Below are 15,299 nucleotides of genomic sequence, written 5' to 3'. Positions count from 1 at the left end.
TCTAGTTGATACCACCGTGTTTGCGTTCGGATGCCGCGGCCTTAACCAGTGTTTCGGCCTCATCCATGCGCATCAAGTTTGTTCTTGTGACGTCATCGACAAGCAGCTGGTTATCTTTCGCCCAATCACGAGAAATTTCAAGGAGATCGTCAAAACCGTCCAGTGTTGATTCTGCGACAATTTTCGCATCCCCTGCCTGCAGGGTCAGCTCGAACCATCCCTTGTTGCCATCGCGCTTGGTACTAAAGTAACGCAAACGGAACTTTGAAAGTTCCGGCCAGGCAAAAGCCGTTCCACCGCGCAGGCTTGAAAGCCGAATGCCGTACTCCGATACATAGATCTTTGACTGGAAGCGGATAACCGTGCGGGCAAAATAGAAAACGAACAGCAAAGCAAGCCCAGCCGACGTCCATTGAATGATTGCGAGCATCTCGGGAATCAACGCGATAACCCCGCAGATCAGCAGTCCGACAATTGATTTTGCCAAATCCGGCGCCATCAGTTTCGACGGATAGCCCATCGTCTGGACTTCACTGTCACCAACACCTGCTGGCTTTACCGGGTCGACGGTGCTTGGCACGGTGCTGGGCACACCGGGGGCCTTGGGGGCCTGTGCCGGTTCAGGTTCCACGTGTTGTTTTGGCCTTATTGCCATGGAAATACTCCGGGTATTCTCAACCAGCGCAAAGCTGAATGGTCCATAGAAAACAGATTATCAAGGAACTTCGTAGTGGGTTCGTCATGGACAAGATGATGGGTCAGAATACCCGTCGGCTCATCCGCGTCGACCTGCCCTGTTCGCCGCGCCGCCAGATGTTCAATCATTGCGCCAAGTGCCGCGTCTTCGCCAACAAAGCCGCGCGTTCCGCGCCAATCAATGACATCGACATGCGTGTTGACCTGCATAATGCCTTTGTACGGCTCTGCCACCTTGCGGGCATTGAATGTGCTAATCCCGCAAAAGCCAAGGGAATGCAACGCCGCCACGACATCTTCGGCCACCCGGTTCCATGGCGGCACCAGGACCGGCAAGAAACGATTGCCAAAACGCGATTGCAGAACCGAAAACCCGTGGCGCAGATCGGCAACGACATCGCCAATATCTCGTACGTCATCGAGTTCCTGTTTCTTGCGTCCCTCTGGCATGTGGTTCTGATGGGACCAGCCATGCTGCAACACACGGGTATCAAGCGTCTCGACAAGACGTTCGACAAGGTCATCCTGCAAAGACGCCGGAATAACCGCAAGGGCGAGTGGCACTTTATAGTCCTGTTCAAAACGCAGAAGCGTTTCAAGCGCCGGGGTCACAGAAACAGCATCGTCGTCACGCCACCACGCGGTGGCAATCCGGTCTTCCGACTGCCACAGATCAAGCTCTGCGCGTAATTGGTCCCAGCTGCTCATGCCTGCCCTTTGATCTTTTCTGCGATGATTGACGCAGTTCTTTTTGCACCATCCAGCGCGATTTTAATCCCGCTTGGTTGTCTGGCGTTATCTATTTGTTTTGCTAATGATTGCGCAGACAGGCCATCAAGATCAAGCAGGGAAATAACCCCTTCATTGGCAAGGACTTCTGCACGTTCGGTTTGCTCGCTTTCGCCGCCTTCTGCAAACGGCACCATGACCGCTGGCGTTCGCGTCGCCAACACATCCATCAGCGTGTTGTATCCGGCCTGTGAAATGGAAACGGCGGCACCCGCCATCCTTTCACGGAAATCGGGCAAGAACCGATGCAGGATCACACCGTCGGGCAACTGGCCGCGCAAAAGGTCGAACTGATCTGAGGGAAAATGCGGCCCAGCGACAATATCCCAAATAGCGTCATTATACTTTTGCGAATGCGCGCGGGCAGAAATTGCAAGCCTGATCAACTCTGCCCCGACGGCACCACCACCGGCAGAAACAAGAACACCGCTACGATCTGCCTCAACACCATCCGAGACGTCATTGGTAACCTTTGGTGCAACATACCCCGTGTAGGCGATCAGTTCCGATATATCGTCGGCGAACTCAAAGCTGCGATCAAAACCAAACAGTTGGGGATCTCCATGTACCAGAACAGCATCAAGATATTTACGTGCGGTATCACGCATCCATCGCGTTTTGCTGATGTCTTTTTTACGCACCAAAAGGTCTCTGACAGAACAAATGATCGGAACGCCTGCTTCAGTCGCCGACTCAAACAGCGGAATCAATTCGAAGCGAAATGCGCGGCGCCCGAACGGAAACATTTCAACCAGAAGCAGTTTCGGCGCCGTTTCCTTAAACGCGGTCATCAGTTGTCTTTTACGTTTTTCCTGCCAGTCGTCTCCCAAGGCGTTCCCTTCCGGATCGACAAGCCCTGAAAAACCAGTATCGGATGTTTTGCACGGGGAAAGCTGAATAACTTCACTGGCGGCGAAATCAAGGCTGTAATCGGGCACACCGCCGCTTACGACCGTAACGCCAAGCCCTTCATCGCGAAGCGCATGATTGATCAACGCCATGCGGCGCACGTGACCAATGCCAAGCAAGTGCTGAACATAGACCATGACGTCACTCATCACGCGCTCTCCTGCGCAGGCGCAAGTGGCACATTGAGTGCTTCAACAGAGAACCCGGCCTCATCAGAATACTGAAACACCTGCAAACAGTGCCAATCGAGTTTGTCTGGAATTTTGCCCATCATGTCCCATCCACGTGCTGCAGCATAGACAGCACGTATCACGCCCTTGTGGGTGACCGCACCAAATTCCGGCAGGTCACAATCCTTTAGGAATGTCGCAACCCGGTTTAAGACGTCACGCGGGCTTTCGCCATCATCTGGGCGAAAATCCCAACCACGGTCTTCATTGGCGCGAAGGTCTTTCCCCATACTTGCACGAAGATCCGAAAGTTTTTCACCCTCCCACGTACCCCAGTCCATCTCGATGAACTCGGGCTCGGTGGCAACGGTTCTGATCCCAAGCGCATCTGCAGTTTCACGTGTTCGGGATAAGGGCGAAGAAAACCACGGTACATTGGCCCACTTGGCGGGCAAACGGTGCTGACGATACCAAGCAGCTGTCTCGGGCCTGATTGAGATATTTGTGCGTCCCTGAATGCGCTTATCGGCATTCCAGGCCGTGACACCGTGGCGAAGCAATGCAAAACGGATCTGTTTCATACCAAACCTTGCCCGTTTTGTGACGACAGGTGACCCGTGATGATTTTCTTGAATGTTGTGGATAACAGATCAGCTGCGGCTTCAAGCGTGTGATGCTGTGCTGCTTTCGATGCGCCAGCGGTACCTATATCACGCAATACGGCGACATCCGCCCCGAGGCATTCCCCTAAACGGTCTGAAAAAGCCGCGACATCACCAACAGGCACAAGCCACCCGGTCACACCGGACGAAACAATACCCGATACGCCACCAGTATCCCCTGCCAGAACCGGAAGCCCAGCTGACTGCGCCTCAAGCAACGCCATTCCGAAGGCTTCATTGATTGCGGGCCAGACAAATAAATCTGACTGCGCGAGAATATCTTTGGTTTGTTCCGGTGTTCTCAGACCGACAAGTGAAGCCTTGTCTTCACCAAGACCATTTGCTTCAAATACGTCTTCGACCTGCTGGCGCGCTGGGCCATCACCAATCACTGTCAGATGCCAGTTATCAACACCACTGCGCCTGAGGCGACCCAGTGCGTCTGCCAAAAGTGCATAGGATTTCAATTTATCGCCATCACGCATCATCGCAGTTGTCACCAACCGCACACATTGCGGATTGATTGCTTCCCGCTGTCCAACATTCCATGACGCGACACGTGTAAAGGGCGGCAGGAAATGCAGATGATCCGGTTGGCAGACCTGAGCCAGACATTCCATATCAACCCGATTGAGCGAGAAAACGGCATCTGCCTGCTTAAGCGCTGTCTCGGCTGCCAGATGGCTTTGTCCCCATGGCCCGTTTGCACGCTTTGGGGCAAAGGATGCTTCGGCCACCACATACGGGATACCCAGCGCATCGGCGACAACCGGCCCGATCCAGTCCGGTGCCTTGTAATAAAGATGATAGGTAAACCAGATATCCGGTTTGGGACGGAACCCTGATTGGTATTGCCGCAGTAAACGGGCAGCAAGTTTGGTACCCAGATCGGCAAGCCGCGCCTGCTTAAGGACATCGCCATCTGCAACGCGGCTGCGAAGGCGGGCAGCAATATCGACCTTCATGCCTGCTGACTGAAGAGCCTCACACAGCATGCGGGCAATCAGGCGGTCACCCGACGGCACCGGATGGTCAATCGGCTTTAGCGGGGCGTAAAAGGCAACCTGCAAGTGCGTGCCTCCTACTCTGCGGCGGGTTGTTCGGCGGGGATTGCCGCCTGTTCGTCGGACTGGGAGTTAACACCGAAACGTTCCGCCAGTTCCTTCATGCCGCGATAGAATGAGAAATCACGACGCACAATCTCATTGCCCTTGCGGCCCATGGTTTCGCGAAGACGGGGATCAGTGATCAAAGCTTCCAGCGCACTCGCAAGTGCATCCGGATCACGTTCGGGCACAAGTTTGCCATTTACGCCGTCTTCAATCAGTTCAGGAATGGCCGAAATTGCAGTCGAAACCGCAGCAAGTCCGCAAAGCTGCGCTTCCATCAGAACGTTTGGCAGCCCGTCGCGATCACCATCCTTCTCAATCCGGCTGGCCAACACGAACAAATCGGAAGACTGACATGCCGCGATGACTTCCTTCTGATCACGCGCCCCTTGCCAGTCACAGCGATCCGCAATGCCGAGCTCTGTCGCAAGTTTTTTATATTTTTCGCCGTTACCACCGCCAATATGAATAAACCGCCAATGACAGTTGGCTGGCAGTTTGGCCAAGGCGCGCAGAAGGTCGTCATATCCCTTTTTGCCCACCAGTCGCCCGACCGACAGGATCCTTACCGGGTTTTCGGCATCCGTCCCATCGCGCAGAGGTCTTTCTGGAAGGTCTTCGGGAAAGCGCGAAAAATCCAGTCCGTGATAGAGCAGATTAACTTTATCCGGATCCTCGGCAAGTTTACGCAGGTAATCGACATTGGCGCTTGTACAGGTCACCAGCCAATCCATATCGCGCAGCTTTTCGCGCATGTCCCAGTCCTGACTGGTATAGATATCCTTGGCATGCGCCGAACAAGACCAGGGCAAGCCGCGCATAATTGCGCAATAGCGCACGACCGATGCCGGTGTATGCAGGAAATGGGCATAGATGCGGGTCACATCATCGGGCAGTTCGGCCGCCATCACCATAGCCTGGGCAAATCGGCGTGCGCGATTGGCGGTGCGGTCCCGGCGGTAATCCTGCAACCAGATATTCAGGGCACGACGATATCCGGGCATCTTGCGCGCCTTGAGCCAGCCACGCAAAACCCGCATCGGTTCCTGATAGACATATTCCGGCAGATAATCGACCGCACCTGTAATGCGATCATTGATCGGGTGGCGTTTTTTGTCGGTTGGATGGCGCAGCGACACAATCCGATAGGGAATGCCTGCTTGCTGAATACCCAGAATTTCCTGGGCGATAAAGGTCTCCGACAATCGCGGATAACCCTTCACCACGATTGCCAGATTGTCGCGTGCCATCAAATCTATTCCCGATGATTATTCTGCGGCCATTTGTGGCGGAAGCCAGCGATCGACCAATTCGCCAACGCGATCCAGTCCGCCCATAAGGTTCGGAACAGTCACATGCGACGGTTTTGGCTGATGTATCAGACCACGCAGTGCGTCGGCCATTTCGCGCGGATCGCGACCACCGTCTTCGGTAAGCATTCTGACCAGACCAAGCTTTTCCGCCGCCGCAGCGCGAACATACTGTTCAAGACGCGGAACAGTACGCGGCACGATAACGGCCGGTTTGTCAAAGGACAGGATCTCGCAGAAGGTGTTGTAGCCGCCCATGCCGATCACGCCGGCCGATTTGTGCATCAACACTTCGACATTGGCATCAAAGGTAATGACCGACAGCTTGTCGATCTTTTCCGCACGCTTCATGAATTCGTTTTGCTGTGTTGGCCCCATAAAGGGTCCGAGAACAACCAGCGACGGCACCGGAATGTCCGGATCGGTTTCATAGGCGCTGATTACCCAATCGACCAGATTGACACCATCCCCACCGCCACCGGTCGTCACCAGATAATACGGTTCTTCAAGGCCAAGCGCCCCGTGCTCGGGTGCGGGTCTGCGGGTGGCGGTACGTGGCAGATAGCCGGTATAGGACATCTTTTCTTCAACGCCCGGGGGCAAGTCGATCCCTTCGAGCGGATTACAGATTTCCTTAAGGCCATAAACCCAGATTTCATCATAGAGGTTTGCCAAGGCCGGAACGCATTGCTTGCGATCCCATTCTTCGCGCAGGTTCACCGGATCATCCATCACATCGCGCAAGCCCATCACCAGACGGGTACGCCGATGGCGCAACATCTGCAGAGTAGACTCGACCTCTCCGCGCAAGCCAAGCGGTTCCTTATCGACGATGAAAATGTCAGGGTTAAACACATCGGCTGTGTGCTGAATAATCGATTCCCGCATCGCCAGAATCTGGTCGACATCGATATTAAGGTTAAGCGAAGTATATTCGCCGTTAGACAGCTTGATCACGCCCGGAATGCGGACAAAGTCCACGCGCGAGCGGAATTCAAAGCTGCCGATAATCGGCGAGCCTGACAAAATCAGTACAGATACATCATCGCGATGCGATACCAGCGCATGCGCAATCGTACGGCAACGGCGCAAATGCCCAAGCCCGAAGGTATCATGGCTGTAAATCAGAACCCGATATCCGGAATTCCCTACGATTGACATATCCCCGCCCGTATGCGTAGTGATCTCAGCTCCCCGCACAACCCATTAACAGGGTGACAGGTTCTTTGTTTATGGCAAGTAAATCCGTGAAGTCGGGGTTTGCGCCCTTCTTTCAGCTTCCGGACAATTGCTCTCATACTGAACCGATATCGCGCAAGACTTTTTCGAGCATCTCTTTTCTTTCTTCCGCGGTTTCAAGCGAACGAAGTTTTTCCGAAAGCGCCGTTACTGTACCTGCATAAAGATTATGCCAGTCATCGCGCGAAAGTTCTTCACCCGAAAGACGTGCCTGCGGAATAGCCGGTTGGCCTTTGCCCTTCTTGAGGGTGACCGTATCATCAAGCATCGGCATGGAAATCAGCTTTTCCTCGATGCCGTGCGCCATCAGAACTTCGCGGAATGCTGCACGTGCGCCTTCTTCACCGTGGGTGAGGAAAATCTGACGCGCGACTGGCAAACGGTTCTTGGTCCATTGCAAAAGCATATCCTGATCGGCGTGGCCGGAATAAACGTCCAACGTCCGAATACGGGCACGCACTTCGATCTCATCGCCGTGGATCCGCACATGTTTTGCCCCGCCCTGCAAAACACGCCCGAAAGAGCCCGCAGCCTGAAAACCAACCAGAAGCACAGTGCAATTAGGCCGCCACAGGTTGTTCTTCAGATGATAGCGAATGCGACCGGCATCGCACATGCCGCTTGCGGAAATAATGATCGCACCACTGGTGACCTGTGCAAGCTGTTTACTGGCCTGAACATCCGGCACCATATGGAACTTCGGATGCGACAGCGCCTGTGAGTCGCCGCGCTTCAGGTGTTTGGCAAATACATCGGTCGCACGTTGCGCCAAGGGGCTATCGACAAAGACATTTGCCGGTGGCAACTGGCCGCGGTTGAAAAGATGCGCAAGATCAACAAGCAACTCTTGCGTTCTGGCAACGGCAAAACTCGGAATAACCAGATTGCCGCCATTGCCCAGCGCATCCTGAACTTCCTTGCGCAGCATCTCGCGGCGTTCTTCGTCGGTCATCACCGGACGGTTACGATCGCCATAGGTGGTTTCGACAAACAGATAGTCGACACCCGTTGGTGCCTCGGGCGCTTCGTTAAACACGGCCTCACCGGTGCCAACATCACCCGAGAACAGCAATCTTGTCGGCTTACCGTCTTTGTCGCCGTTCTCAATCTCCACCTCGATCGACGCAGAACCAAGGAGATGACCAGCATCCCAGAACCGCGCGCGCACGCCATCAATCACCGGCAACCATTCGTGATATTCAACGGTCTTAAGCTGCGACAGCGTATTTTCCGCGTCTTCACGGGTGTAGATCGGGGTGACTTCAGGACGACCGCGCCGCGCATTGCGACGGTTCAGACGTTCGACCTCGCTTTCCTGAATGTATCCCGAGTCCGGCAACATATAAGTCAGAAGATCACAGGTCGGTTCCGTCGCATAAATCGGCCCGCCAAAACCGGCCTTGACCAGCTTGGGCACCAGGCCGGTATGGTCAATGTGCGCGTGCGTCAGTAACACGGCCGAAATCCGGTCCGCCTCAAACGGGAACTTGCCATAGTTCAGTTCACGGACGGTTTTGCTGCCCTGGAACATACCGCAATCGACAAGGAAATTGCCGTGATCGGTCTGCAAAAAATAGCAAGATCCGGTCACCCCACCAGCAGCACCACAAAACGTCACCGATATCGTCATTCTATTCACTTTCGCGGATTGGAAACGATCCAACAGTCCGGCAAACCATTTTCGTTTGCAATGATGTGGATCATTTTGATGAAGTCACTGCAGGCCTTGCAGCGGCAAATAAAGAACCTGATCTCCCTTGGAGACCTGCCCGCAATTTTCCGGCAGTTCAATCAGACCTTCGGCCCAGACCATTGATGACAACATCCCGGAACTGGTCGAAGAAAAAGCAATCGCTTCAAATTCGCCGTCATCATTTTGCACCAGACGCGCGCGCAACCATTCCCTACGCCCCGTGCCACGCTTGAAGTCAAACCCGGCACGGACCGGAATACGTGTTGGCGCCAGTTTGGAATGATCCGCCCCCATCGCATGACGCAGCAACGGCAAAACATATAGCAACCCTGAGACCAAGACCGATACCGGGTTCCCCGGAAGCCCTATCACCAGACAATCACCGATTTTGCCGCGCATCAAAGGCTTGCCAGGCTTGATCGCAAGCTTCCAAGCGGTGATTTCACCAAGGCTGTCAACAACCGGTTTCAGAAGATCGGCCTTGCCGACCGAAACACCGCCAGATGTCATGATCACGTCATGTGACTTTGCCGCGCTCGCCAACGCGGTTTGCAACACATCAAAATTATCAGTGAGCAATCCAAGGTCTGTGACCTCGCAACCGATGGACCGCAACATCCCGATCATTGCGAAACGGTTGGAATCATAAATGCCCCCGGCGGCAACGGATCACCGGGCTTGGCCAGTTCGTCACCGGTGGAGAAGACAGCAACTTTAAGGGGCCGCGCAACCGACAAGCTGCCAAATCCCTGCCCGGCTACGATTGCGATGTCCTGTGGGCGCAGGATTGTGCCTGCCTTCAAAACTGTATCACCGGTTTTGATGTCTTCACTCAGCCAGCGGATGTTTTGATGCACGCTGGTGCGTGCGATCACGTCGGCATCAATTTCAATGATGGTTTCATCGGCATTGGCGGTAACGTTTTCCTGAATGATCACGCAATCCGCGCCATCGGGGATCGCAGCCCCGGTCGCAATACGGATCGCGCATCCCGTTGGCAGGGTTCCGTCATAAGGGTGGCCTGCCAAGGATGCCCCGACCACCGAAACCGGGCCGTCTATTGCCGCCAGATCGGCATGGCGAAGGGCGTAGCCGTCCATGGCGGAGTTATCCACCGACGGCACGGAAACCTGCGCAACGAGGTCCTTGCGCAAAATCGCACCGTAACAATCACTGATCGGGCGTTCTTCGGATGGCGTCATCACCGGCACTTCGGCAAAGGCAATGTCGAGCGCATCGGAAAGTGTTGTCAGTCCCGGTTTGATTGTTTGCATTCCGAAGTTTCCTGCCGCCCTTGGTCTTGTTTTGTATTCCCATCCGTAATCAGGATAGCCCGATCATCGACGAAACGCATCAGGATTGTCCGCTATGCCCCGGACGGGATTTTGAAATCGCACGGCTCAGCATAATCACCGGCACCACACCGACAAGCACAATGGTTAGCGCCCCAAGGGCTGCATGTTCAATCATTTCATCCTTGGCGAACTGATAGACATGGGTGGCAAGCGTATCAAAATTGAACGGACGCAAAATAAGCGTTGCCGGCAGTTCCTTCATGCCATCGACAAAGACCAGCACCGACGCCGCCAAAATGCCACCACGCACCATCGGGAAGTGAATACGTTTGAGCGTACCCCACGGGCTTTCGCCCAAGGTGCGCGCCGCATCATCCATGCTTGGCCGAACCTTGCCAAGGGCTGCTTCGATCGAGCCATAGGATACCGCCATGAACCGCACCGCATAGGCAAAGACCAGCGCGAATACCGTCCCGCTTAATAGCAACCCGGTCGATATGCCGAAGGCATCACGCATCACCGCGTCCAACGCGTTGTCAAACCGTGCAAACGGGATCAAAACCCCGATGGCCAAAACCGCGCCCGGCACGGCATAGCCAACCGATGACAGACGGACACAGAATTTCAACAGCGGTTGCGGGAACAGGCGCAGCGCATAGGCCATGAATATTGCACAGCCCACGGCAACAAGCGTCGCAAGCCCGGATACCAAAAGGCTATTACCCGCAAATTCAAAGAAATCAGCCGTCCAGCTTTGATCAAAATAACCGATGGAATAATAAATCAGCACCAGCGACGGCACGACAAAGCCCAAGACAATCGGCAGAATACAGACCGCCAACGCCCCGGCTTTGGCAAGCGGGCTCAGTTCATACCCCGGGAGTTCCTGAAAACGGCTGGTCGTGTCATGGAAACGCTGGCGGCGGCGTGAATAGCGCTCAACCACCATCAATGCGATCACGACAGCCAGCATGGTCAGGGCAATCTGGGCAGCGCCACCGGCATTTCCCATACCAAGCCAGACATTGAAAATACCGGCCGTCAGGGTATGCACGGCAAAGAAATCAATCGTGCCAAAGTCATTGAGCGTTTCCATCAACGCAATCACAACCCCAACAACGATTGCCGGTCGCGCCAATGGCAAAGCGACCGTAAGAAACGAACTCCAGGCACTCCGCCCAAGGATACGGGCCGCCTCAATCGCACAGATCGATTGCGACAAGAACGCCGCACGCGCCAGCATGTAAACATAGGGATAAAGTGTCAGGCTGAGCACCATGATCGCACCACCCTTGGTGCGAATATCGGGAAACCAGTAATCGGCCGCCGATTGCCAGCCAAACAAGTCCCGCAAGAAGCCCTGCAAAGGACCGGCATATTCCAGAAGGTCGGTATAAACATAGGCCACGATATAGGCCGGAACCGCCATCGGCAGCAGCATTGCCCATTCAAAGAACCGCTTTCCCGGGATTCGGCACATGGTCACAACCCATGCGGACGCAACACCGATCAGGGTCACACCAACACCAACGCCAAGCATCAGGATACCGGTATTCTTAAGGTACCTTGGCAACATTGTGGATGCCAGATGCGGCCAGATATTTTCGGTCGGGAACAGAGCAATCCAGGCGACGGCAACAACCGGTGCCGCGACCATTGCCGCCACGATAAACGCGCCGATCAGCCAAGCTGCCGATTGGCCACGCGGCAACCACAGCATCGCCCTACGTCCGGTCGGCGTGCGCATCGGGTCAAAGGTTTCCGCCATGGCGCTCGGCCGAATGTCATCTTCCTTTTGCGTCTGACAAGCGTTGTTCAAGGCTGTTTCCGTTTCATTCGCCGCGGACTACTCCGAACGGTTCTGTTGGGCTGTGTTGATATCCCTCTATCGACGTATCGTCTACTCGTTAAAGCCGACCTCATCAATCAGACGAATTGCCGCACCACGATTGGCCGCAACCGCATTAAGCGGCAGATCATCATGGACAAAGGTGCCCCATGCCCGGACCTGTTCAGACCAAGCAACGCCCGGTTTGACCGGATATTCAAAATTGATATCGGCATACATATGCTGGGCTTCAGCACCAGACAGGAATTCCACAAGCTTGATGGCATTTTCCTTGTTCGGCGCATATTTCATCAGCGCCACACCCGAAATATTAACATGCGTGCCGCGGTCCCCCTGATTGGGGAAAACGATGCGAACCTGTTTGGCGGCGTCCGCCTTGTTCGGGTCATCAAGCATCTTGCCGTAATAATAGGAATTGCCAATCGCCACATCACAGACGCCCTGCGACACTGCCTCGATCTGATCGGTATCGGCACCCTGCGGTTTACGGGCCAGATTGGCCTTAAGCCCGGTCAGCCAGGCTTTGGTTTCTTCTTCACCATGATGGGCAATCATCGAGGCGATCAGGGCAATGTTATAAACATGCATGCCGGAACGGACACAAATGCGACCCTTCCATTTCGGATCGGCAAGCTCTTCATAGGTGGTGATGGCGTCGGGTGCGACACGATCCAGCGATGTATAAAGAACACGTGCCCGCGTTGTCAGGCCAACCCAAAGCTTGTTCTCATCACGGAACTGATCGGGGATATTGGCATCCAGAACGGGGCTTTCGATCGGTTGGGCGATATCGGCATCAACCGCGTCCTGAATACGCCCGATATCCACCGTCAACAGAAGGTCAGCCGGGGTGTTACGTCCTTCATGCTTGATTCGTTCAACCAGCCCGCTTTGTGAAAACAGTGTATTGACGCGAATACCGGTTTCCTCGGTGAAGCGTTTGAACATCGGTTCGATCAGAAAGGGCTGTCGAAGCGAATAGACATTAACTTCCTCTGCGGCATGTGCGGCGGGGAACATGGACAACCCCATCGCGGAAACAACAAGACCAAGAACGGTTTTGCGCAGAGAAATCATAAATGCCTCGTTTGGATCAGCTGCAGGTCGTGCAGCAATTAGGAATGATTTGTATTTGCTGCGGCCGAAATTAAAGGCCCCGCCCCGCCTTTTGCAAGCAAGAAAACCACATAAGAGCCATACCCGAAGTCACGAATGCGCGACCGCATCCGGCCTTCGACCACGTGCCGAAACTGAAAAAAGGGGTGGCATTGCACCACCCCTTTCAAAAAGCTCATCAAACTCAGTCGGTTTGACTATTCGTTATAACCGATCTCATCGACCATCTTGATCGCATCCGGGCTCAGGCGGGCAATATCGGCCAGCGATACTTCATCGGCCTTGAACGTGCCCCAGGACTTCACATTTTCGGCCCACTCAACACCCGGTTTTACCGGATATTCGTAATTGACCTCAGCATAGATGCCCTGTGCAACGTCACCGGCCAGGAATTCCATCAGCTTGATGGCGTTTTCACGGTTCGGCGCTTCGGCAATCAGGCTCATGCCCGAAATGTTCATCGACATGCCACGACCATCCTGGTTCGGGAAGACAAGGTTGACTGCCTCTGCCCAAGGACGCTGTTCTTCATTGTCGAGCATCTTGCCGTAGTAATAGGTGTTGCCGATCGAAAGATCGCAAACGCCTTCCTTGATCGCCTTGACCTGTGCGCGGTCATTGCCCTGCGGCTTGCGCGCCAGATTGTTCTTAAGACCCTGCAGCCATTCCTTGGCTTTTTCCTCGCCATGAACGGCGATCATTGATGCAAACAGCGCCACGTTATAAACATGCGTACCGGAACGGGTGCAGATGCGACCTTCCCATTTCGGGTCAGCAAGGTCTTCATAAGACGTGATCTCGCCTTCTGCCACGCGCTCCTTGGAGGCATAGATCGCACGACCACGCTGGGTCAGGGCAAACCAGTGACCTTCCGGGTCGCGCAGGTGGGCCGGAATATTGGCATCAAGGGTGTCATTCGAAACGGCCTCAGTCACACCGGCGTCAACTGCCTGCTGGATACGGCTGATATCGACGGTCATCAGGATATCGGCCGGGCTGTTTGCGCCTTCCTGCTTGATACGTTCGACCAGACCTTTTTCAGCAAAGATCACATTGACGTCGATGCCGGTTTCAGCGGTGAACTTCTCAAAAAGCGGTTCGACCAGAAATTCCTGACGCAGGGAATAGACATTAACTTCCTGTGCCATCGCGGTTGTCGCAGCCATCGCTGTTGCGCCAAATACCGCACCACCGACGAGTTTCTTGATATCCATTTGAACGATCCCTGTTGAGTTTGACCCTGTTGGATTTGGGTACGCGTTGAAACGTACTGACGTTGCAACTCACTTGCATATTCAATGCAATTAAGATCAACTCGCATTTAATTCAACACAAATTTGCAAGACAGGGTGTCAAAATGTGACGGACTTCACTTCTGAAGTCATGCTTGGGCACAACGACGAGCCGTGTCAAAGAACGTTGAACGACCCGCCACTCGATTGCTTCCAGGCATCAAGGAATTCCTGATAGGCGGGAATGTCCCCTGCCCTTTTTTCAAGCCAGCCAACGGTCAGATTGATCGCATGGTTATAGCCATCATGATCGGTCAGCCCGGTATGAAGTGCATGGCGCAGATACAACAAATAGGTATTCAAAACATCGGTCTCGCAATAACGACGAATGCCATCAATCTCGCCATTGTCATACATGTCCGAAACCTTGCTGCCATCGACCCCGGTCTTGCCCGGCAAATCAAGGGCGGCACAAACCTCGTTCATCTTGGTCCGGGCCGAGGCGCCGTAATCGGATAGAACTTCCGCCAGATCGCAATGCCAGTTCGGCGCATAGCGCGCGGTATAGTTTTCCCACTTGTTGGACGCCTGATGCAGCCAACGGGCTGAAACGCCATGTTTCATCGCGCGGTATTTCAACACCGGCAAATCAAAACCACGACCATTGAAACTCACAAGACGCGGATAAAGCTTGCCGCAATAGGCAAAGAACCCGTTCACAAGGTCCTTTTCCTCGGATGTCAATTCGCCGCCGGATCGCAACTCTTCGATCTCGTACATTTCGGTATCGCCATCACGTTGAATGGTCGCGCGCAAGAAGCTGATCGCCACCACCTTATGAAACGGTTGGCGCGGGAAGCCATTGCGACCACTGGTGATTTCAAGATGATAGTCTTCCAGCATCTTGCGCCCGGTTTCAGGATCCGGCGCGGTTTCACCGGTCAGCTGCGGCAGAACATCAATATCGGGCACGGTTTCGATATCAAAAACGAACAGGTTGGTATGCATCATGACGGCTCCCGATTATCTGTGCCCGATTGGTTGGTTTGCCCAACATAACGACAAAGTCCGACAAATTCACGGGCAGAGTTAAACCAATCGCGCCGACACCCGTAAATCACATTACCTGACATCTCCTGCCATCCCTGTCAGGAGCATTCTGCAATGATATCAGCACGGAAACACCCATCACGTCGGCGTTATAATCGACACCGGGGGTTGCGCGCATTC

The 15,299-nt window shown here is 54.3% G+C and carries 14 protein-coding genes; all 14 read right to left on the bottom strand.

All coding sequences use genetic code 11. The annotated features are described in order from the left end of the window. Position 1: 1 nt before the first annotated feature. The 14 genes from DY252_RS11395 to DY252_RS11335 all read right to left on the bottom strand — a co-directional run bounded on the left by DY252_RS11395 (position 2) and on the right by DY252_RS11335 (position 15,080). The gene (locus DY252_RS11395) at positions 2-631 is read right to left on the bottom strand and encodes a hypothetical protein (protein WP_231959757.1); all 630 of its coding nucleotides are present in this window, start codon (positions 629-631) and stop codon (positions 2-4) included. Positions 632-645: 14 nt separating this feature from the next. Further along, on the bottom strand, positions 646-1,404 hold the full coding sequence (locus DY252_RS11390; protein WP_064789610.1) for a polysaccharide deacetylase family protein: 759 nt from the start codon (positions 1,402-1,404) through the stop codon (positions 646-648). Then, positions 1,401-2,543, bottom strand: a complete 1,143-nt coding sequence (locus DY252_RS11385; RefSeq protein ID WP_064789609.1) for a glycosyltransferase family protein — start codon at positions 2,541-2,543, stop codon at positions 1,401-1,403. The genes DY252_RS11390 and DY252_RS11385 overlap by 4 nt, the downstream gene beginning before the upstream one ends. Then, the gene (locus DY252_RS11380; protein WP_064789608.1) at positions 2,543-3,145 is read right to left on the bottom strand and encodes a histidine phosphatase family protein; all 603 of its coding nucleotides are present in this window, start codon (positions 3,143-3,145) and stop codon (positions 2,543-2,545) included. Before DY252_RS11380 ends, DY252_RS11385 begins: the two co-directional genes overlap by 1 nt. After that, the gene (locus tag DY252_RS11375; RefSeq protein WP_064789607.1) at positions 3,142-4,296 is read right to left on the bottom strand and encodes a glycosyltransferase family 4 protein; all 1,155 of its coding nucleotides are present in this window, start codon (positions 4,294-4,296) and stop codon (positions 3,142-3,144) included. Before DY252_RS11375 ends, DY252_RS11380 begins: the two co-directional genes overlap by 4 nt. 11 nt (positions 4,297-4,307) lie before the next feature. Next, positions 4,308-5,585: a glycosyltransferase family 4 protein gene (locus DY252_RS11370; RefSeq protein ID WP_064789606.1), complete on the bottom strand. Its 1,278-nt coding sequence runs from the start codon at positions 5,583-5,585 to the stop codon at positions 4,308-4,310. An 18-nt stretch (positions 5,586-5,603) separates the two neighbouring features. After that, on the bottom strand, positions 5,604-6,806 hold the full coding sequence (locus DY252_RS11365; RefSeq protein ID WP_063089861.1) for a glycosyltransferase family protein: 1,203 nt from the start codon (positions 6,804-6,806) through the stop codon (positions 5,604-5,606). Between the two features lie 133 nt (positions 6,807-6,939). Then, positions 6,940-8,514, bottom strand: coding sequence for an MBL fold metallo-hydrolase (locus DY252_RS11360; protein WP_064789605.1), 1,575 nt, complete (start codon positions 8,512-8,514; stop codon positions 6,940-6,942). A gap of 84 nt (positions 8,515-8,598) precedes the next feature. Next, the gene (locus DY252_RS22475) at positions 8,599-9,195 is read right to left on the bottom strand and encodes a molybdopterin-binding protein (RefSeq protein WP_245960847.1); all 597 of its coding nucleotides are present in this window, start codon (positions 9,193-9,195) and stop codon (positions 8,599-8,601) included. Between the two features lie 5 nt (positions 9,196-9,200). Then, positions 9,201-9,851, bottom strand: a complete 651-nt coding sequence (locus tag DY252_RS22470; protein WP_245960846.1) for a molybdopterin molybdotransferase MoeA — start codon at positions 9,849-9,851, stop codon at positions 9,201-9,203. Positions 9,852-9,930: 79 nt separating this feature from the next. After that, positions 9,931-11,691, bottom strand: coding sequence for an ABC transporter permease (locus DY252_RS11350; RefSeq protein WP_231959756.1), 1,761 nt, complete (start codon positions 11,689-11,691; stop codon positions 9,931-9,933). Between the two features lie 81 nt (positions 11,692-11,772). Next, positions 11,773-12,798, bottom strand: coding sequence for a Fe(3+) ABC transporter substrate-binding protein (locus DY252_RS11345; RefSeq protein ID WP_064789602.1), 1,026 nt, complete (start codon positions 12,796-12,798; stop codon positions 11,773-11,775). Between the two features lie 236 nt (positions 12,799-13,034). Next, complete coding sequence (locus DY252_RS11340) at positions 13,035-14,051, bottom strand: Fe(3+) ABC transporter substrate-binding protein (RefSeq protein ID WP_064789601.1); 1,017 nt, start codon at positions 14,049-14,051, stop codon at positions 13,035-13,037. A gap of 195 nt (positions 14,052-14,246) precedes the next feature. Beyond that, the gene (locus DY252_RS11335; protein ID WP_197482584.1) at positions 14,247-15,080 is read right to left on the bottom strand and encodes a 3'-5' exonuclease; all 834 of its coding nucleotides are present in this window, start codon (positions 15,078-15,080) and stop codon (positions 14,247-14,249) included. Positions 15,081-15,299 lie beyond the last annotated feature (219 nt).

This window comes from Thalassospira indica (genome assembly GCF_003403095.1).
Classification (GTDB): domain Bacteria; phylum Pseudomonadota; class Alphaproteobacteria; order Rhodospirillales; family Thalassospiraceae; genus Thalassospira; species Thalassospira indica.
Note: the sequence above shows the minus strand (reverse complement) of the source record. Positions and strands in the feature narration are given on the sequence as shown.

What these genes read in the sequence shown, in the direction of transcription:
- DY252_RS11390 (WP_064789610.1), bottom strand. Translation starts at nt 1,404, where the DNA reads ATGAGCAGCTGGGACCAATTACGCGCAGAGCTTGATCTGTGGCAGTCG.
- DY252_RS11385 (WP_064789609.1), bottom strand. Translation starts at nt 2,543, where the DNA reads ATGAGTGACGTCATGGTCTATGTTCAGCACTTGCTTGGCATTGGTCAC.
- DY252_RS11380 (WP_064789608.1), bottom strand. Translation starts at nt 3,145, where the DNA reads ATGAAACAGATCCGTTTTGCATTGCTTCGCCACGGTGTCACGGCCTGG.
- DY252_RS11370 (WP_064789606.1), bottom strand. Translation starts at nt 5,585, where the DNA reads ATGGCACGCGACAATCTGGCAATCGTGGTGAAGGGTTATCCGCGATTG.
- DY252_RS11365 (WP_063089861.1), bottom strand. Translation starts at nt 6,806, where the DNA reads ATGTCAATCGTAGGGAATTCCGGATATCGGGTTCTGATTTACAGCCAT.
- DY252_RS11360 (WP_064789605.1), bottom strand. Translation starts at nt 8,514, where the DNA reads ATGACGATATCGGTGACGTTTTGTGGTGCTGCTGGTGGGGTGACCGGA.
- DY252_RS22475 (WP_245960847.1), bottom strand. Translation starts at nt 9,195, where the DNA reads ATGTTGCGGTCCATCGGTTGCGAGGTCACAGACCTTGGATTGCTCACT.
- DY252_RS22470 (WP_245960846.1), bottom strand. Translation starts at nt 9,851, where the DNA reads ATGCAAACAATCAAACCGGGACTGACAACACTTTCCGATGCGCTCGAC.
- DY252_RS11345 (WP_064789602.1), bottom strand. Translation starts at nt 12,798, where the DNA reads ATGATTTCTCTGCGCAAAACCGTTCTTGGTCTTGTTGTTTCCGCGATG.
- DY252_RS11340 (WP_064789601.1), bottom strand. Translation starts at nt 14,051, where the DNA reads ATGGATATCAAGAAACTCGTCGGTGGTGCGGTATTTGGCGCAACAGCG.
- DY252_RS11335 (WP_197482584.1), bottom strand. Translation starts at nt 15,080, where the DNA reads ATGATGCATACCAACCTGTTCGTTTTTGATATCGAAACCGTGCCCGAT.